The 18,132-nt window shown below is 59.2% G+C and carries 20 protein-coding genes; 8 read left to right on the top strand and 12 right to left on the bottom strand.

Annotated features, from left to right (window positions below; translation table 11 throughout):
- Positions 1-17 precede the first annotated feature (17 nt).
- From ccoP to ccoN, 4 genes are read right to left on the bottom strand one after another with little or no spacing between them, the layout of a single operon-like run.
- Positions 18-947, bottom strand: coding sequence for a cytochrome-c oxidase, cbb3-type subunit III (gene ccoP / locus QO002_RS02885; protein ID WP_307226507.1), 930 nt, complete (start codon positions 945-947; stop codon positions 18-20).
- A 1-nt stretch (position 948) separates the two neighbouring features.
- Positions 949-1,098, bottom strand: a complete 150-nt coding sequence (locus QO002_RS02890) for a cbb3-type cytochrome c oxidase subunit 3 (RefSeq protein ID WP_307226509.1) — start codon at positions 1,096-1,098, stop codon at positions 949-951.
- 9 nt (positions 1,099-1,107) lie between these two features.
- Entirely contained in the window at positions 1,108-1,839 is a 732-nt protein-coding gene (gene ccoO, locus QO002_RS02895; RefSeq protein ID WP_307226511.1) for a cytochrome-c oxidase, cbb3-type subunit II, read from the bottom strand.
- An 11-nt stretch (positions 1,840-1,850) separates the two neighbouring features.
- Positions 1,851-3,461: a cytochrome-c oxidase, cbb3-type subunit I gene (gene ccoN / locus QO002_RS02900; RefSeq protein ID WP_307226513.1), complete on the bottom strand. Its 1,611-nt coding sequence runs from the start codon at positions 3,459-3,461 to the stop codon at positions 1,851-1,853.
- On the opposite strand from ccoN, the gene QO002_RS02905 reads away from it, so the two are divergent.
- The 3 genes from QO002_RS02905 (at position 3,460) to QO002_RS02915 (ending at position 5,329) form a co-directional block, all read left to right on the top strand.
- On the top strand, positions 3,460-3,669 hold the full coding sequence (locus QO002_RS02905; protein ID WP_307226516.1) for a hypothetical protein: 210 nt from the start codon (positions 3,460-3,462) through the stop codon (positions 3,667-3,669). The two genes, ccoN and QO002_RS02905, sit on opposite strands and share 2 nt — an antisense overlap.
- Positions 3,670-3,733: 64 nt before the next feature.
- Entirely contained in the window at positions 3,734-5,077 is a 1,344-nt protein-coding gene (gene hemN, locus QO002_RS02910) for an oxygen-independent coproporphyrinogen III oxidase (protein ID WP_307226517.1), read from the top strand.
- A gap of 78 nt (positions 5,078-5,155) precedes the next feature.
- Entirely contained in the window at positions 5,156-5,329 is a 174-nt protein-coding gene (locus tag QO002_RS02915; protein ID WP_307226519.1) for a DUF1328 domain-containing protein, read from the top strand.
- A 65-nt stretch (positions 5,330-5,394) separates the two neighbouring features.
- Here the strand turns inward: QO002_RS02915 and QO002_RS02920 are convergent, their stop codons facing one another.
- From QO002_RS02920 to QO002_RS02930, 3 genes are all read right to left on the bottom strand, one after another.
- Positions 5,395-6,834, bottom strand: coding sequence for a sensor domain-containing diguanylate cyclase (locus tag QO002_RS02920; RefSeq protein WP_307226521.1), 1,440 nt, complete (start codon positions 6,832-6,834; stop codon positions 5,395-5,397).
- Between the two features lie 215 nt (positions 6,835-7,049).
- Entirely contained in the window at positions 7,050-8,735 is a 1,686-nt protein-coding gene (locus QO002_RS02925) for an ABC transporter permease (RefSeq protein ID WP_370878444.1), read from the bottom strand.
- A 142-nt stretch (positions 8,736-8,877) separates the two neighbouring features.
- Positions 8,878-9,900 (bottom strand): Fe(3+) ABC transporter substrate-binding protein, encoded by a 1,023-nt coding sequence (locus QO002_RS02930; RefSeq protein ID WP_307226527.1) that lies wholly within the window; start codon positions 9,898-9,900, stop codon positions 8,878-8,880.
- A gap of 359 nt (positions 9,901-10,259) precedes the next feature.
- Between QO002_RS02930 and QO002_RS02935 the strand changes: the two genes are divergently transcribed.
- The gene (locus QO002_RS02935; RefSeq protein WP_307226529.1) at positions 10,260-10,628 is read left to right on the top strand and encodes a PepSY domain-containing protein; all 369 of its coding nucleotides are present in this window, start codon (positions 10,260-10,262) and stop codon (positions 10,626-10,628) included.
- Between the two features lie 147 nt (positions 10,629-10,775).
- On the opposite strand, the gene QO002_RS02940 is transcribed toward QO002_RS02935, so the two are convergent.
- Positions 10,776-11,564, bottom strand: coding sequence for a COG4705 family protein (locus QO002_RS02940; protein WP_307226532.1), 789 nt, complete (start codon positions 11,562-11,564; stop codon positions 10,776-10,778).
- A gap of 26 nt (positions 11,565-11,590) precedes the next feature.
- On the bottom strand, positions 11,591-11,851 hold the full coding sequence (locus QO002_RS02945; RefSeq protein WP_307226534.1) for a hypothetical protein: 261 nt from the start codon (positions 11,849-11,851) through the stop codon (positions 11,591-11,593).
- 323 nt (positions 11,852-12,174) lie between these two features.
- Here QO002_RS02945 and QO002_RS02950 point away from each other — a divergent pair, with 323 nt between their 5' ends.
- The 4 genes from QO002_RS02950 (at position 12,175) to QO002_RS02965 (ending at position 15,386) form a co-directional block, all read left to right on the top strand.
- Positions 12,175-12,552 (top strand): hypothetical protein, encoded by a 378-nt coding sequence (locus QO002_RS02950; protein WP_307226536.1) that lies wholly within the window; start codon positions 12,175-12,177, stop codon positions 12,550-12,552.
- Positions 12,553-12,719: 167 nt separating this feature from the next.
- Positions 12,720-13,397: a winged helix-turn-helix domain-containing protein gene (locus QO002_RS02955; protein ID WP_307226538.1), complete on the top strand. Its 678-nt coding sequence runs from the start codon at positions 12,720-12,722 to the stop codon at positions 13,395-13,397.
- Complete coding sequence (locus QO002_RS02960; protein WP_307226540.1) at positions 13,384-14,757, top strand: HAMP domain-containing sensor histidine kinase; 1,374 nt, start codon at positions 13,384-13,386, stop codon at positions 14,755-14,757. The genes QO002_RS02955 and QO002_RS02960 overlap by 14 nt, the downstream gene beginning before the upstream one ends.
- Before the next feature lie 65 nt (positions 14,758-14,822).
- The gene (locus tag QO002_RS02965) at positions 14,823-15,386 is read left to right on the top strand and encodes a dual specificity protein phosphatase family protein (protein ID WP_307226543.1); all 564 of its coding nucleotides are present in this window, start codon (positions 14,823-14,825) and stop codon (positions 15,384-15,386) included.
- Between the two features lie 201 nt (positions 15,387-15,587).
- On the opposite strand, the gene QO002_RS02970 is transcribed toward QO002_RS02965, so the two are convergent.
- From QO002_RS02970 to QO002_RS02980, 3 genes are read right to left on the bottom strand one after another with little or no spacing between them, the layout of a single operon-like run.
- Complete coding sequence (locus QO002_RS02970) at positions 15,588-16,325, bottom strand: phosphatase PAP2 family protein (RefSeq protein ID WP_370878445.1); 738 nt, start codon at positions 16,323-16,325, stop codon at positions 15,588-15,590.
- A gap of 60 nt (positions 16,326-16,385) precedes the next feature.
- On the bottom strand, positions 16,386-17,735 hold the full coding sequence (locus QO002_RS02975; protein ID WP_307226545.1) for a sensor histidine kinase: 1,350 nt from the start codon (positions 17,733-17,735) through the stop codon (positions 16,386-16,388).
- Positions 17,736-17,752: 17 nt separating this feature from the next.
- Positions 17,753-18,130: a diacylglycerol kinase gene (locus QO002_RS02980; protein WP_307233111.1), complete on the bottom strand. Its 378-nt coding sequence runs from the start codon at positions 18,128-18,130 to the stop codon at positions 17,753-17,755.
- Positions 18,131-18,132: the final 2 nt, after the last annotated feature.

The raw sequence follows: 18,132 nt of genomic DNA on the forward strand, positions 1-18,132 counted from the left end.
CAGTGCCTTGATCCGGATCAAGCCGGACGGGCGACGCGGGTGATTTCTCTCTTCTCTCCGGGAGGGAAAAGAGAACCGCGCACTACTTGCCCGCCTCCGAGCGAATGGACGAAGACCGTTAGTTCCTTCACCGCGGTGTCGCCGAGACGTGCGCCCCAGGCGGGCATCATGCCGTGCTTCGGCGCCTTGATCTGGGCGACGATGCCTGCCTCGCCATGGGTTTTCAGCCAGATGGCATCGGCGAGATCGGGTGCGCCGAGTTCCTGGTTGCCCCTCGCATCATTGCCGTGACAGGCGGCACAGCTTTCCGCAAAGACCGTCCTGCCCTTTTTGACCAGACCGGAGTTTTTCGGCGTACCGGAGAGGCTGACGACAAAGGCGGCGACGGACGCGATCTGCTCGCGGTCGAGTATGTCGGAGAAAGCCGGCATTTCCGACTGGTGCGTATCGGCATCGCCGGCCGAACGAATACCGTGAGCAATGGTGTATTCGATCTGTTCCGGCTTTCCGCCCCAGAGCCAGTCGTCGTCATTGAGGTTGGGATAGCCTGCACCGCCAGCAGCGCCCGAACCATGGCACTGCACGCAATTGACCTTGAAGGCGGCAGCACCTGACTGGATCGCCGTCTGCCGCAGCGTATCGTCGGCCAAAATTTCGCTGACGCTTTTGTTGGCAAGGGCTGCCGTATGGGCGCTGCGTTCGGCTTCGACAGAAGCAAGCTCGGCCTTTACCTCGCCGCGGCTGGAGTAGCCGAGAACGCCCTGCGTCGCCGACGTCACCAGCGGCCAGGCGGGATAGAAGACCGTGTAGCCCAGAGCCCAGACGATGGTCGCATAGTAGGTATAGACCCACCAGCGTGGCATTGGGTTGTTGAGCTCGCGGATACCGTCCCATTCATGGCCGGTCGTCGATACTCCCGAAATTTCGTCCAGATGGTCTTGCTTCATCTCAGTCATCCTTGAAGGGGACATCGGCCGCTTCATCGGCCAGCGACTTGCTGCCGGGCCGGAAGGCAAAAATGAGCGCGGCGAGGAAGAAGGCCGCCATGGCGACCAGCCCCCAGCTATCGGCAAAGGCGCGCAGCCAGTGATAGTCCATGGCTGCCTCCTATCGTTCGCCGGCAGTTTCGTCGTAGGTCTTGAAGTCGACCAGCGTGCCGAGCATCTGCAGGTAGGCGACAAGCGCATCCATCTCGGTTAGCGCCTGCGGATTGCCGTCGAAATCGCCGAGCTTGGCCTTCGGATAGCGGGCTTCGACGCCGGATGTGTCGGCATTCGGATCGGCCTGCGCCCTGATATCCGCCGCGGCGTTGTCGATCATTTCGTCCGAATAGGGTACGCCGACGGCGCGGTTTGCCTTCAGGTTCATCGCTACCAGATCGACGGCAAGCGGCGTTTCCTTCAGGAAGGAATAGCTGGGCATCACCGATTCCGGCACAACGTCGCGCGGCTCGATCAGGTGCTGTACATGCCACTCGTTCGAATAGCGGTCGCCGACACGAGCGAGATCAGGTCCGGTGCGCTTCGAGCCCCACTGGAACGAATGGTCGTACATGGATTCCGCCGCGAGCGAATAATGCCCGTAGCGCTCCACTTCGTCGCGGAAGGGCCGGATCATCTGGCTGTGGCAGACGTAACAGCCCTCGCGGACATAGATGTTGCGGCCCGCGAGTTCGAGCGGCGAATAGGGGCGCATGCCCTCCACCTTCTCGATGGTGTTTTCGAGGTAGAAGAGCGGTGCGATCTGTACGATGCAGCCGATGGAAACGACGATCAGCGATCCCACGAGAAGAAGCGTCGCGTTGCGCTCGATCAGCGAATGCTTGTCAAGAAGTGCCATGGGTGCGGCTCCTATTCGGCCGGCTGAGGAACAGCTGCGAGACCCGGAATGGCGGTCTCGTCGCGCTGGTAGCCGAGGATTGTCATGGTGAGGTTGAAGGCCATGATGAGCGCACCCGTGAGGTAGAGCCCGCCGCCGATGGCGCGTACCACATAGTAAGGGAACATCGCCGCCACGGTTTCCGCGAAGGAATAGACCAGGAAACCCTGCGAATCATATTCGCGCCACATCAGGCCCTGCTGGATGCCGGCAACCCACATGACGGCGGCATAGACGACGATGCCGAGGGTAGCGAGCCAGAAGTGCCAGTTGACCATGCGCATGCTGTAGAGGCGTTCGCGCCCCCAGAGCTTCGGCGTCAGGTAATAGAGGGCGCCGAAGGTGATCATGCCGTTCCAGCCGAGCGCGCCGGAGTGCACGTGACCGATGGTCCAGTCGGTATAGTGGCTGAGCGAATTCACTGACTTGATCGACATCATGGGGCCTTCGAAGGTCGCCATGCCGTAGAAGGCGAGCGCCATGACCATCATGCGGATGATCGGATCGGTGCGGATCTTGTCCCAGACGCCCGAAAGCGTCATCAGGCCGTTGATCATGCCGCCCCAGGAGGGCATCCACAGCATGATCGAGAACACCATGCCGAGCGTCTGGGCCCAGTCGGGCAGCGCGGTATAGTGCAGGTGGTGCGGCCCGGCCCAGATATAGAGGAAGATCAGCGACCAGAAATGGATGATTGACAGACGGTAGGAATAGACCGGCCGGTTCGCCTGCTTCGGAATGAAGTAATACATCATGCCGAGGAAGCTGGTGGTGAGGAAGAAGCCGACGGCATTATGGCCGTACCACCACTGGGTCAGCGCATCCTGCACACCCGAGAAGGCCGAATAGCTTTTCACGCCGAGAAAAGAGACCGGCACTGCCAGGTTGTTGACCACATGCAGCATGGCAATGGTGATGATGAAGGCGAGGTAGAACCAGTTGGCCACATAGATATGCGGCTCCTTGCGCTTAAGGATCGTGCCCAGGAACACCACGAGATAGCAGACCCAGACTACCGTCAGGAACAGGTCGACATACCATTCCGGCTCGGCATATTCCCGGCTCTGGGTGATGCCGAGCAGATAGCCGGTCGTCGCCATGACGATGAAGAGATTGTAGCCCCAGAAGACGAACCAGGCGAGATCGCCGCCGAACAGCCGGGCGCGACAGGTGCGCTGGACGATGTAGAACGAGGTCGCGATCAGCGCGTTGCCGCAGAAGGCGAAGATGACCGCCGAGGTGTGCAGCGGGCGCGTGCGGCCGAAATTGAACCAGGGTTCGATATTGAGATCGGGATAGGCGAGCTGCAACGCCACGACCACGCCGACCAGAAAGCCGACCACGCCCCAGAACATGGTGGCGACCACGCCGTAGCGGATCGGGCCATCCATGAAGGCATTCGGGTCCACTTTGGGCGAGGGACCGAAGGAGGAGGTGCGCATCAGGGCGATGGTGGCGCACAGCAATACGAAGAAAAGCACCCACATGTGGCTTGCAAACAGATGGTCTGCCGCAAAGCCCGCCCCGAGAAGGGCCAGAAAGGCCGATAGGCCGGTGCCGATGATGGAGCGTCCGTGTGTCATGAAAGAGGTCCCCACCTCGATGTATCAGCGACGAAACCGGCCGCTGGCACGAAATGATGAAGCCATGCGCCGTCGCCTTAGACACAACGCGATGGTGATCCGACCCCTGATCGGTTTCCGGGTCTTCACGGCTATTTACGGGGTGGCGGGCGCTTTCGCCTTGATCCAGATCAAGTCGAGAAAGATCGACTTGGAGGAGGGAATTTGACCGGGATCAAGGCGGGCGGGTGGCGCAGACGCTAGGTTGATCGGCGAAAACCGGAGATTTGCCGATGAGATCGACCCCTTCCGCGCTGCTCAGCCAGTCGGTTCCGCGCTACACCAGCTACCCGACCGCACCACATTTCCACGCCGGCATCGATTGCGAGACAGCGCGCCGCTGGCTGGGCGACCTGCCGCGCGAAGAGCCGGTGTCGCTCTATGTGCATATCCCCTATTGCGATCGGCTCTGCTGGTTCTGTGCCTGCCACACCAAGCAGACCCGGCAATACGCACCCGTGGCCGCTTACCTGGAGGCTTTGCTTTGCGAGGTCGCGACGATCGGACGGTTGATAAAAGCCCCCGTGAAGGCGATCCATTTCGGCGGCGGCTCTCCGACGATGCTGACGCCTGAGGACATGAAGAGGCTCGGGGAAGCGCTCAAGGGCGCCTTCGACTGCGCGCCCGACCTGTCCCTCAGCGTCGAGATGGACCCGAACGACATGGATGAGGCGCGCTTCGATGCGCTGGCCGAGATCAGCATGAGCCGCGCCAGCCTCGGCATCCAGGATTTTGATCCGGTGGTGCAGAAAACCATCAACCGTATCCAGTCCCTCGAGGATACCGCCTGGGTGGTTGAGGGCGTTCGCGCCCGCGGTGCCCGCTCGGTCAATTTCGATCTGCTCTATGGCCTGCCGCACCAGACCGTCGCGGGTGTCGGCACGACGATCCGGCAGGCTTTGTCGCTGAAACCAGACAGGCTGGCATTGTTTGGCTATGCCCATGTACCCTGGTTCAAGAAGCACCAGACGATGATCGACGAGGCCAGCCTGCCGGATGCTGCCGCGCGCCTTGCGCAAGCCGAGGAGGCACGACGGATCATTCTCGCCGCCGGCTACCGGGCGATCGGCATCGATCACTTCGCGCTTCCCGCCGACAACATGGCGATCGCGGCCGAAAACGGCCGTCTGCGTCGCAACTTCCAAGGTTATACGGACGATAGCTGCGACAGCCTGATCGGGCTTGGCTCCTCCTCCATCAGCCAGCTTCCACAGGGCTATCTCCAAACGATGCCGGCCACAGGGGAATATATGCGGCTTGTACCGGCGGGTGGTTTGGCCACGGTGCGTGGCACCGCACTCAACGACGATGATCACGCGCGGGGCTGGGTGATCGAGCGGCTGATGTGCGATTTCGGCTTCGACGGACAAGAGGTAACCCGTCGCTTCGGCGCGAACGGGCAGGCTATCTTCCAAACCGCGAACGTGCTTGCGATCGGCAACGATCTCGGCTTCCGTCGCCGCGGCGACCGATTTGAACTCGACCCGGAAAGCGCTCACAGGACGGCACGACTGGTTGCGGCGGAATTTGACGCCTATCTCGGCACGGGTGCAGCGCGCCATTCGGTCGCGATGTGAGGATTGAAGGAGGCGGTGCGGAACCGGAATGGGGTCGCAAGCGTTTTATGGGTATTGAACCCCAGAAGGAAAAATTCGATGCTGAAATGGGCGCTTATCTTCTTCGTCGTGTCGCTGATCACCGGCTTCCTCGGCTTTTCCGGCGTTTCGGCGGCGACCGCCACGATCGCCAAGATTCTGTTCTATATTGCGCTCGTCATCTTCCTGATTTTCCTAGTACTCGCCTTCATGGCCGGCAGCGTTGTGGTCTGACGGAAAACTGGAATACCAAAGGCCGACAGGCCCCTCTGTCGGCCTTTTCCTTTCCCCAACTGGTTTTAGGAACGGGCCTCGCGCGGGGGCGCAGGCGTTCTGATCTCCTCGTAGTGGGCCTGCTTATGCTGATACATCAACAGATCGGCGCGGCGTACGACGGCTTCCATTTCTTCACCGGGCTCGCTGGTGGCGGCACCGACAGCGATGCTGATCGGCGCGTTGGAGTAGTACTGGTTGTTGATCTTCAGGAGTTTGTGGAGATTGTCGATCATGATGGCGACATCAGCCTCATCGCTGGCCGGCATGATCACAGCAAATTCGTCGCCACCAACGCGGGCAGCGTGATTGGGGAGCGAAACCGCTTCGTTCAGCACCTCGCCCAAGCGCCGCAGAAGGGAATCCCCCGCTGCATGGCCGAGCTGGTCATTGGTGGTCTTCAGTCCGTTCAGGTCGATGACGATGACTGAGACGGGACGAAGTGACTTGCGCTGAAGCCGGTTAAGCTCATCGGTGTAGAAGGCGCGGTTGTGCAGCTTGGTCAGCACATCGTGCTTGCCGAGATATTCGAGATAGGCCTCGGCCTTCTTGCGAGCGGTGATATCGGTCAGCGCCACCTGAACCAGCGACCAGTCGCGCTCGCGACCGGGGAATACGGAAAACTGCAGGAGCACGTAGCGCTCGCTGCCGTCGAGCGCATAATTCACCACTTCGCGTTGGTGAAACAGATTGCCGTTCCACAGCTCGATGAGCTGTTCGCGAAAATGTTTTTCCATCTCGTCGCGGAAGATCTCGGACTGGCGCTGCAGCAGCGTCCTGGAATCCGGCGCACCGAAGAGATCGAGCGTCGCCCTGTTGACGGCGATGACGCGGATCTCGCTCATGCACTGGCGCACGAATTCCGGATGAACATCGGTAAAGACGCGGAAATCGACGATGCCGCGGTCGCGCGCACCTTCGAGCAGGTTCTTCACGCCGCTGAAATCCTCGACCCAGAGGGAGACCGGCGAATGTTCGAACACACCTTCGGCATAGCGGCGCGCATCCTCGCGGGCCGTCACGTCCTCCGTCGTCAGGAGCACCCTGCCGAGGCTCTCCTCGTATCCCGGCAGAACGGAGCCGCGCAGTTGGATATCGAGCCTGCGGCCGGAGAGCGTGTAGTTGACGGCGCTGCCGGAAAATTCCGTGCGACCTTCCCAGAGCTGGGACAGTTCATTGATGTGGCTCGTCAGCATCTCGTCGCGGAACACGGAATGGAGATTGGCGACCAGATGGTCGCGGTCGCGGGCCTCGAAGAGCTCGAGCATGCGGCGGTTGACCTTCAGGACACGAATCCGCTGCGAGCAAGCGACGACCCGGCCTACATCTGCCCTGAGAAAGGTTCGGATATCCTGAACCCCCTCCGCGCGCCAGAGGTCGAACAGCTCTTTCACCCCGCTAAAATCCTCGATCCACATCGCAATCGGTGCAAGATCGAAGACATTGGCTTCATCGGTATCCATCATCAGTACTCATTTTTTACACCTGCAGATCCGGTTGAGCGCCGCAACACGCAGTCGCCCTTCCGCCACCAGAGGTACACGCCACCTTGCCAAAGCACAACGCGGCGCATGCATGTGTCCTATGCAGAAAACGATGAGTGAAGCGCTGTGCGGCGGATCTGGAGCGACCTGGGTTGGCCGGACGGTTGGGTCGTGGGTCCGCAGTTCCTTGGAGCGGATCAGCGCGGGATGGAGGAGCGAGCGCGCCCGACCCTGGAAAGCAGGATGACGGGCAGAATGCTGATTGCAACAATGGCGAGGGCCGCGATGGAGGCTTCCTCATAGGTGCCTCTTGCCGCTTCTCCGTAGAGATGCGTGGCGAAGGTCTCGATGTTGAGCGGTCGCAGGAGCAGGGTTGCCGGTAACTCCTTCACGCAATCGACGAAGACCAGCAGGGCCGCCGCTGAGATCGCCGCTTTGGAGAGCGGCAGATGCACATGCAGGAACGTGGCGGTTTGCGACCGGCCGAGACTACTTGCTGCATGATCGAGCGACCCGGGAATGCGCAAAAGCCCCGCTTCAATGCCGCCGGCCGATATCGCGAGGAAGCGAACCGTCAGTGCATAGACGACCGCGATTCCCGAGCCGATGAATATCAGCCCGGTCGAAAAACCGAACCACGCTGTGGCGGTCCGATTGATGAAGCCGTCGAAGCCGTCCAGGACGATCAACACGCCGATGGCGATCACTGTGCCGGGCGCGGCATATCCCATGGAGGAAACGCGCAGCAGCATGGCGGACTTTGCTCCCGGCCTGACGCGGGTTGCATAGGCCACCACCAGCCCGAAGACGATCGTGGCGATAGTCGCAAGAGCGGCAAGTATGATGGTGTTGAAGGCTTCATCGATAATCCGCGATGACAGGCCGGCGAACTGGTAGCGCTTCCAGGCTTCCGCCGTGAGGTAAAACGCCGGTGCGCCGAAGCCCAGCAGAACGGGCATGAGGCCTGCGAGGAAGAGAAGCATGCCCTTCGGTCGCGATACCCGCTGCACCGTCAGTCCACGGCTGCGGCGGGCATCGGTGGCGTAGTGCTGCTTGCGCCGCGCCCAACGTTCCAGCGCAACCAGCGCCACGACGATCAGCAGCAGCGCGAGTGCAAGCTGGGCGGCCCCGGGCAGGTCGGAACGGGTGATCCAGGTGGTGTAGACCGATACGGTCAGCGTCCTGACGCCAAGGAACTCCGCAGCGCCGATATCGTTCAGCGTTTCCATCAGCGCAAGGCTGATACCGACGGCGACGGCAGGGCGCGCGAGCGGAAGCGCTACGCGCCAGAACACCGCCCGCCGTGAGATACCGAGCGTGCGGGCCGCGTCGATGAGATTGCCGCACTGGGTGAGAAACATCGCCCGGGTGGGGATGTACACATACGGGTAGAGCACAAAACCCAGGAGCAGGATGCAGCCGATCATGGAACGTGTGTCGGGCAGGCGGAATTGCCGGGGGCTGTCATAGCCCAGCAGCCAGCGGATGGCGCCTTGTACGGACCCGATGGGATGCAGGATATCGAGATAGGTGTAGGCGATGATGTAGGTGGGCACGGCAAGCGGCAGCAGCAGCGCCCATTCCAGCATGCGGCGGCCAGGAAATTCATAGGCCGTCACGAGCCAGGCCGTCGTCGTGCCGAGTGCAGCCGTGACCAGGCCGACACCTGCGAGCAGGATGATCGTATCGACCAAGGCCACTGGCAGAGTGGTTGACAGAAGGTGCCCCCACAGATCTGCGGAGCCCTTGGCTGCTTCCAGCAGCAGGCCGCCAATTGGGAGGACGACAACGAAAGCGATCACGCTGGCAACTGTCAACCAGCCGCTGCCGGAGTGCCTTGCGGAGCGGACGGCCGCCGTACTGATCGCCATTGCCTGATCCATGGGTGGTGGAAGAAGACGCCCGAAGGCGCCTTCCGCATGCCTTAGAGGATGTCCGGTTCAGATTGAACCGGACATCCTCTAAATTCCTCTGTTTTCGTTTGTTTTTTCGGGAAAACAGGTTTCCACTTTTCCCTGACGAACTTTAGTTGTCGAAGCCGACTTTGTCTACGAGTTCGCTCGCCTGCTTGCGAAGGCTGACGATTTCCAAAAGCGACTTGTTGTCGATCTTCAACTCGCCGAAGGAGGCGATGATCGGATCTGCGGCGGCACCCGGCTTGACCGGATATTCATAGTTGGCTTCGGCATAGATCTTTTGTGCTTCGTCGGAAACGAGATATTCCAGAAGCTTCACTGCCTCGGCCTTGTTCGGCGAATGCTTGGCAACGGCAGCACCGCTGATGTTCACCTGCGTCCCGCCATCCTTGAACGTCGGCAATACGACCTTGATAGCTTCGGACCACTTGGCCTGGTCCTCGCCGCCCTTTCCGGAGCGCATCAGCCCGACATAGTATGAGTTGGCGATTGCGATATCGCAGATACCGCCGAGGATGTCCTTGGCCCCGTCACGGTCGCCGCCGGCGGCTTTGCGTGCCAGATTGTCCTTTACGCCCGCCAGCCATGTCTCGGTTTCTTCAGCACCGTGGTGGGCGATGTAGTCGGCGAAGAGAGCGGTGTTGTAGGGATGCTGGCCGGAGCGAATGCAGACCTTGCCTTTCCACTTGGGGTCGGCCAGGTCTTCATAGTTGAACGAAGCGAGATCGAGATCCTTGGCCACGTAGAGAACACGGGCGCGCATCGAAAGACCGAACCAGTTGCCCTGCGCATCGCGCAGCTGCTCGGGGACGGCCGCATTCAGCACCGTGGAGTCGATCGGCTGGGTAAGGCCTTTGTCGACGAGATCGACGAGGTTGCCGGCATCGACGGCCATCAGGATATCGGCGGGCGAGCTTTCACCTTCGGACGCGACGCGCTCGGCAAGACCATCCTTCAGGAAAACAGTATTGACCTTGGTGCCGGTCGACGCCGTGAAGGCTTCGAGCAGAGGCGCGATCAGCGCGGGCTCGCGGGTCGTGTAGACGTTGATTTTCGCAGCCGCAGCAAGCGACGGGATCGTCAGGAGCGATGTGGCGAGAAAGGTCGAGGTCAGGATAGTGCGCGGGTTCATGAATTCCCTCCGGTGTGAATGCGCACCGCTTCGATCATTTCATGAATAGATTAGTCAAGTTTGATCCGCCGAATTTACCGTATCTTTCACGCGGACTTGATTGGCTGTGATTGCACGCACACGTTTTGCAATGCGGTATCCGGTCCAGCAGCGTCCGCTATCTGGTGAAAGCGCAGAGGAGCGCCATCCAAGGGTGTCATTTGGCAGTTCATTACGCCATAAGCCGGCGCGTTCTTGACCTGGGTGGGCAATCCGGGCCTCCTTACCAAAGCGTAAACTCCGGAAGAACCCGATGTAAGTTCGGCAGCCCATATTCTGATTTGGCAGGCCATCCCGGTCTCGCCAGATTGGAGTAGATTATGACTGGATACAAATCCCTCTCCGTTGCAATGGCCGTTCTGCTGGCTACGGGAAGTGTCGCTTCCGTACTGACGACCCCGATCGCTGCCATCGCTGCAGAGCATGAAGACAAGAAAGATGACGCCTCGGAGTTTGCAAAGCTGAACGCGGCAAAGATCAGCCTCTCCGAAGCGGTCGCAGCAGCCGAAAAGGCCAATGGCGGAAAAGCGGTCAATGCCGCTCTCGATAACGAACAGGCCGATGCCGTCTTCGAAGTCGAATTGATGACCGCCGATGGCTCCAAGAGCGTTTCAGTGGATGCGATGACAGGCAAGGTCAGCCAGATTGCCGACCAAGGCGAAAGCGGCCAGGAATCCGACGTCGAATGATCTCGTAGCCAGGTTGTATTGAACGCTGCCTCCGCAACACAGTTGCGGGGGCTTTTTCGAGTCGGGCGCGAAATGGGTGATGCAGCAAAAGGCCTCCCCGTTTCATCGGGAAGGCCTTTCGTGCCGATCCAGATTGCGTGTGACAGCCTATCCCTGCTGCTCGCCGGACAGTCCTGTCGTGCGCGGGGCCTGGGTAACCGTCAGGTAGGCGACGAGCACGACAATGACCAGGAGGAAAAGGAAGCTGGTGATGATTGTCCCGAAACCCAGGCCGCCATATTCTACCGGTTGCGACAGCAGATCGCCAAATGAGGCGCCTAGGGGGCGGGTAAAGATATAGGCTAGCCAGAAAGCGAGGATCGCATCGATCTTGAACGCATAATAGGCCGCGGCAATCGCCGCGATGATGGCGCCGAAGAGGATCCCCGTTGTCAGATAACCGAGCGCGAAAACTTCAGCAACGAGATCGCCGACCGCGGTGCCGAGCGCAAACGTAAAGAGGATAGCCAGCCAGTAGAAGGCCTCCCGTCGAGCGGTGAAGATGGAGTGAATGGACAGCGTCTTCTCCACTGCATACCAGACTGCAAAAGTCGCTGCGAGCGCCAGCGTGAAACCGATGGCCGTCGTTTCCAGCGCCACCCCGAAATTGTCGACGAGGTTATGGGTCACCAATGTGCCGACGACGCTGATCAGCACCACGGCCGTCCAATAGAAGGACGGCACGTAGCGCTTCTGTGCGAACTGGAACCCGAGCGCGATCACGAGAACGGCCGACATGAGGACGGACGTCGCCGTCAGCCCCCATCCGAGATTGACCGCCAGATAGTCGGCGGCAGTTTCGCCCATGGTGACGGCCATGAGTTTGATGAGCCAAAATTCCACGGTGACATCGGGAACCCGGTTCTGCGGAAGGGACGTCGAGGCAAAATTGGTCATGATGGTTCTCCATCGCAAGGGGCGTATCACTTGCCCATGATCGTCATGGCTTCGGTCAGAAAACCGTCCGAACGGGCGTCGTCGTCGGCATTGCAGCGCTCGACGGCCTTGGTCTCCAGGTCATTCACCTTTGCCATGTCGGCATTGCTGAGCGAGGTGGTCTGTTTGGCAGCGCGCATCTCCTTCAACATCTCCTCGCAAGGAACATTGGCTGCCTGGGCACCGGAGAGGGAAAGCGGGGCGCCGGCAATTACGGCGATGAGGGTGGCGGCAAGAAACGACTTCATCGGATATTTCCTTCTTTGAAACTCAGGGCTTAGCTATTCCGCTGCCATAGAGGGCGGGATGCACAACCTCTAACCGCACGCTCATACGCTCGCCTGGCCGTGAGAATACGGTTTTGTAAGGTTTATGAAGAACGTCTTGATGCGATCGCCATGACAAGATGATTTTTATTTGAAAACAATAGGATATATAATTTATATGATTGGTTCGGCAGATAAAAATCCTCAGCTTACCAAACCGTAATCCACCCGCGAAGTTATCGTAAAAACTTCTCTTCATTCTCGCAACCACCGGACGACCGGGCCCTGCCTCAATGGAGATCGTGATGAAGAAACTTCTTGTCGTTGCTGCGTTCCTGTGTTCGCCAGCGCTGCTTGCCGCCCTCTCCCCTCCGGTTCTTGCAGCCACCGCGCCAAGCGAGCTCGGCGACCTCTCCGAGTTCAAGGTAATCGCAACCGATAGGCTTGCGCTGGTCACGAAAGGCGATCTCACCGCCGCCAAGAAGCGGATTACGGATTTCGAAACGACCTGGGACCAGAACGAAGCGACGCTCTACCAGAAGAATCATGATGAGTGGGGTGTGATCGATGACGCCGCAGACCTTGCGATCGGCGCACTTCGCAAAGGAAGCCCCGATCCCGTAGAGGCCGAGCAGGCCGTGAGCGGATTGATCAACGCTCTTGAAGATCCGATGGTGCATTAGCGTTAGCGCCGTCACGCTCCCGCTCGCCGCCGCAAGCAGGAGCGTATCGGCGGGCGCGATTGACGCACCCCTCGCCATCGCGTCCGCCCCCTAAACCCATTTTTCCATGAAGGAGACCTAAAGATCCTTCTTTGTTATAAGCAGACACCGAAGCCAGTGAGATCCGGATGCGTATCCTTCTGATCGAGGACGATCGAAAGACCATAGACTACATCGTCAAGGGATTGACGGAGGCTGGCCACGTCTGCGATCCGGTCGAGGACGGCCGCGACGGGCTGTTCCAGGCAACTCGTGAAGCATATGACGTCCTGATCGTTGACCGGATGCTGCCGGGGCTCGACGGATTATCGGTGATGAAGGCGATGCGCGCTGCACGGGTGCTGACGCCTGCGCTCTTCCTCACCTCGATCGGTGGCGTCGATGATCGCGTCGATGGCCTGGAGGCCGGGGGCGATGACTATCTTGTCAAACCCTTCGCATTTTCAGAGCTGCTCGCGCGCGTCAACGCGCTTGGCCGCCGGCCGCCGCCCCAGGAGCAGACGACCGTGCTTCGTGTCGCCGATCTTGAGCTCGACCTCGTCAAGCGGAGTGTGCGCAAGGGAGGACAGGTCGTCGATCTGCAGCCGCGGGAATTCACCCTTCTGGAAACCCTGATGCGCGGGGAAGGTCGCGTCCTGACCCGAACCATGCTTCTTGAACGCGTCTGGGACTTCCATTTCGATCCCAAAACCAGCGTAGTCGAAACGCATATCAGCCGGTTGCGTGCCAAGATCGATAAACCTTTCGAGGTCCAGCTTCTCCACACGATCAGAAATATCGGCTACAGCCTGCATGCGCCCCGTTAGACTGTATCGCAGTACGCCGTTTCGCCTGGCACTGGCCTTTGGCGTGCTTTTCGTGCTGGGCTTCCTCGTTTCCGGCCTCGTTACCTATCAGTTCCTGAAGCGTGAGCTCATGGCGACGCTCGATACATCCGTGGCGGAAATGTACTCGGTGACAACGTCGAACTACGCGCCGAACGACATGGAAGATCTCGTTTCCGCAATCGAAGCGTATGGCAAGCATCCGGCGCCGGATGCACGGATCTTTTCGCTGGTCGACGGCGCCGGGCGCCGCATTGCCGGCAACATAACCGCTCCCAAGCTTCCGGATGGCCTGTCGAGCATCACCGCCTGGGATATCGGCATCGCTGACGATACGGTGTTCCGCGTCTTTTCAGGCGCGGTCGGCCCGAACAGGCTGACGGTTGGACGCAGCCTGTCGGAAACCGATGATTTCGAAGATATTGCCGTTCTGAGCTTCGGTTGGTCGGCGCTTCTGACCATCATTTTTGCGGCGGTCGGCGGCATCATACTGGCGACCAGAGCACAAAAGCGGCTCGATGGCGTCGTTGACACCATGGTCGATATTTCGAATGGACACATGCAGGCCCGTATCCCCGTCAGCGGTCGGCGTGACGACATTGATCTTCTTTCGATCAGGATCAACGACGCGCTTGAGCGACTCTCGCGGCTGGTCGAGAGCATGCGGCAGGTGAGTGCCGATATCGCCCATGATCTCAAGACGCCCCTCAATCGGCTGAAAATCACCATCGAAGATGCGATTGAGCGGAATGAAAAAGGCAAGCCCGTCGGCGATCTCCTCGCGGATGCCTTCTGGGAAAGCGACCAGATCAATGCGACGTTCGACGCGCTGCTGCGGATATCGCAGATCGAGGCTGGCGGACGCAAGGTTCGGTTCCGCTCGGTCGATCTTGTGGATGTGATGGCCGAGGTAGCCGAAATCTATGCAGACGTTGCAGAGGACAATGGCCAGACATTGACGCTCGCAAACCCTCCGGCCTCGGATTGCCGCGTTCTGGGAGACCGCGAGCTTTTGACCCAGCTGTTCGTCAATCTCGTCGAAAACGCCATTAATCATGGTCCGCCGGGAACCCGAATCGGCCTTGCGCTTGACGTCGATGGGAATAAAGTAACAGCGACTGTGCGTGACACCGGTCCCGGCATTCCGTTGGAGGAGCGCGAGAATGTCTTCCGCCGGCTCTATAGACTGGACAAAAGCCGTTCGACGCCCGGAAGCGGCCTTGGTCTCAGCCTGGTTCAGGCCATCGCCGAGCTTCATATGGGCGAAATACAACTGTCCGACAATGCGCCAGGCCTTGTTGTCTCTTTGATCCTTCCGGTTGTGCTTCCCGCCGACTTTTAGGTGTGTCGTTCAGCTTCCTGTCAGGACAATAAGCGAAAAGTGTGCTGATCAACAGGAAACAGTCGATGCGTAAAATGTTGAAATGGTCCGGAATCTCGGCATGCCTGGCCGGGATCGGTCTTGGGGCGTACCTTGTCGGGATCCAGTTGACGGGTAACTTCGCCGTTGTCGTGCCCGGCGAGGTTTATCGTTCCAACCAGCCATCGGCCTCCGAAATAGCGGACTATGCGCAACTCTATGACATCAAGTCGATCGTCAATTTGCGCGGCAGTGATGACAAGGCTGCCTGGTACAAGGACGAGGTCACCGCTGCGAAAGGTCTGGGCCTGACCCACATCGACTTCAAGATGTCAGCCGACCAGGAATTGACTCTCGAAGAAGCGCGTCAACTGACAGCCATTCTTCGCGATGCGCCAAAGCCCCTTCTGATCCACTGCCGTTCCGGCGCCGATCGGACCGGTCTTGCATCGGTCATCTATCTCAATCGTATCGCGAAGGTCGATGAGAGCACCGCGGAGCGACAGCTCTCCATCCGCTTCGGCCACGTCGGTATTCCGTTCTTTTCGCCCACCTACGCTATGGACGAAACCTGGGAGCGGATTGAAAAGGACGACAATTTCGCAGGCTAGAGCCTGTCGCGTAAAACTGTGCAGCGGTTTTGCGATAACGACATTCGCAAGAACAAAGAGCTAAGGCGTGGGGAGCGAATCTGAAAGATCGTGACGCGCTTTGGAGTTTGTCAGGGAAAAGTGGAAACCGGTTTTCCAGAAAAGACAAACGAAAACAAAAGAATCTAGAGGATGTCCGGTTCGATCTGAACCGGACATCCTCTAGCGACTTTCGTGCAGCTCTTCCTTTTCACGACTTTCGGTACCGAAAACCAAAGTCCGCGCCACGATCCAGCAAAGCGTTGCCCAGACGGTACCCGCGCACCACCCCCCAAGAACATCTGTCGGATAGTGTACGCCGAGATAGACGCGGCTCATGCCGATCAGCAGCGTCAGCAGAACGGCAATACAGATGATATAGATCCGGGCGCTGCGGCGGAGCTGCAGGCGTGACAGAAGTGCGCCCAAGGTCAGATACGTCACCGCCGACAGCATGGCATGGCCGCTTGGAAAACTGAGATCGTGCACGTCAACGAGATGCGGGACGATCTCGGGTCTCGGCCGGGCGATGCCGAGCTTCAACAGCGTGCTAATTCCCCAACCCCCGAGGACGCCGAGAAGCACGAAAATTCCCAGGCGTCTTTGCCGAATGATCAGCAGATAGAAGACGGTGACAAGCGTGATCAGGGTGAGGACCGTCGTTCCGCCGAGACTGGTGATGTCATCAACCGAATGGGTCAGCCAACCGGGTCCGATCGGTACCGAAAGATCGTTTGCCCGTCGCAGGGAAAGCAGGATTTCTTCGTCGAAACCCCTCGTGTCACCCTCGGTGACCTCGCTGGCCAGTTGCAGAAACAGGAAGCCGCCTGCCGATACCAGGCCGAACATCATCAGAAGCCAGGGCTCAATCGAACGCAGACGGGCAATCAGCGGCTTGATCAAGGTAAGGGGATGCAACAAGTCATGTTTCCATTCATGATCAGGCAAAGGGCGATGGAACGATAGCCCCTGCGAGGGTATTCAAAGTTCAATGCGGGCTTCAAAACCGGCCGTCTTCCCTCTCGCCGGTGACGCAAGGATCAATCTTCCCTTCATTTCTTCCACCAGACGCTTCGCAATTGCCAGTCCCAGTCCAGAGCCCGCAGCCTTTGTTGGTCCGCGCATGAAGCGTGTCGTCAGCCCCGCCAGAACCTGCGGCTCGATCACATTGGCGTCATTTAATATACAGATGCAGCCGTCTTTTTGTACCCGGACGTCGATCTTGCTTTTCGGCGGACTGTGGATGAGTGCATTTTCCAGGACATTTCGAACCACGATCGCGAAAGCATCCTGGCTAGTTGCGCGCTGTAGGTCGACACCGTCCTCAACGATAAAATCCATACGACCGGATCCGAGCGAAGACCGTTCGAAATCCTGCACGATCAATCCTAGGACCGGCAGCAGGTCGATCTCCTTGTCGACGATACCGAGGCCCGCTTCCGCGCGGGACATTTGCAGCAGCTTTTCAGCAAGCCGCGCGAGATTTGAGAGCGAGCGCTCGATCCGTCTCGTGCGCTCCTTGAATTCGGCGGGTACTTCAGCCCGTAACCGTTGTGTCTGCGCCAGTGCCGCGGCGATCGGTGTTCGCAATTCATGGGCGCTGTTTGCCGTGAATTCGCGTTCAGCTTCAAAGGCCGCTCGCAATCGACGGAGCAGAATATTGACCGACCGCGCAATCGGCTTCAATTCTATCGGCAACGATTTGTCCGCGACCGATGCCAGATTACCGCCATCCTTCTGGGCAATTTCTGCGCGCAGTTGATTGATTGGTTCCAGAAAGCGTCGCGTTGCCAGAAATATGGCAAATATGCTTGCTGGAACGAGAATGATCAGGGGTAGGAAAAGTGCAATTCCGCCCTCAAACAGCGCCTCCCGCCGATGCTTCAGAGAATCGGCGACCTGGACAAAGATCGAATTGTCGTCAGTGCTTGTAGTGTAGATTCTCTGAGACGGCGTATCGGTGAAGCCGTTGACAAGGGGCACATCAAACGGCTTTGCGCCCGCACCGCGGGAGTGCAACAGCACCATGCCTTTGCGATCGCGGGCCTGAAATGTCAGATATTCATCGTTTGAAGGCTGCCTTTCGGTGGTTTCCTGCGGCGTCGTGGTCGTTGCCTTCAGCTTCAGATCGTCTACGACAATCGGCAGCAGTCGTTCGGCCGCCTGCCGCAGGCCATTGTCGAAGATTTCCGAATATTCGTCCTGCATGATGGCCAGCCCGAGGCCGATGGTGAAAAGCCAGACGATGACCGTAACTGCCGTAAGAGCAATCGTCAGCCTGCGGATCATGCTGGTGCGATACTCTCGCCTTGTTCTATCCGCAGCCGCCATCGATCGGCATCCTCCCGCTATGGCAGCAGCGAAGTGCCGATCGTGTAGAGCAGAAGAATCCCGTTGGCGCACAGCAGGCAAAAGACGGAAAATGACCCCAGATCCTTGGCATGTCGTCCCGTTGCCGAGATCTCCGGTGAAATTCGATCGATGATTTCCTCGATCGCTGTGTTTATTGCCTCCACAGCAAGGAGCAGCAGAAAGAGGATCAGCGCGGCCACAAGAGTGAGGCCGCTGGCACCGATCCACCCGTAAATGGCCACAAGAACCAGGAAACCGAACACCTCATGCCGGAAGGCCGCTTCCTTCCAAGCACGCACGGCCCCGCTGGCAGAATACTGGGCCGCGGCGAAAAAGTGCCTCACGCTGGTAAGTTTCGGGACGGTAGAGGTCATGC

This window comes from Pararhizobium capsulatum DSM 1112 (genome assembly GCF_030814475.1).
GTDB classification, from domain to species: Bacteria; Pseudomonadota; Alphaproteobacteria; order Rhizobiales; family Rhizobiaceae; genus Pararhizobium; species Pararhizobium capsulatum.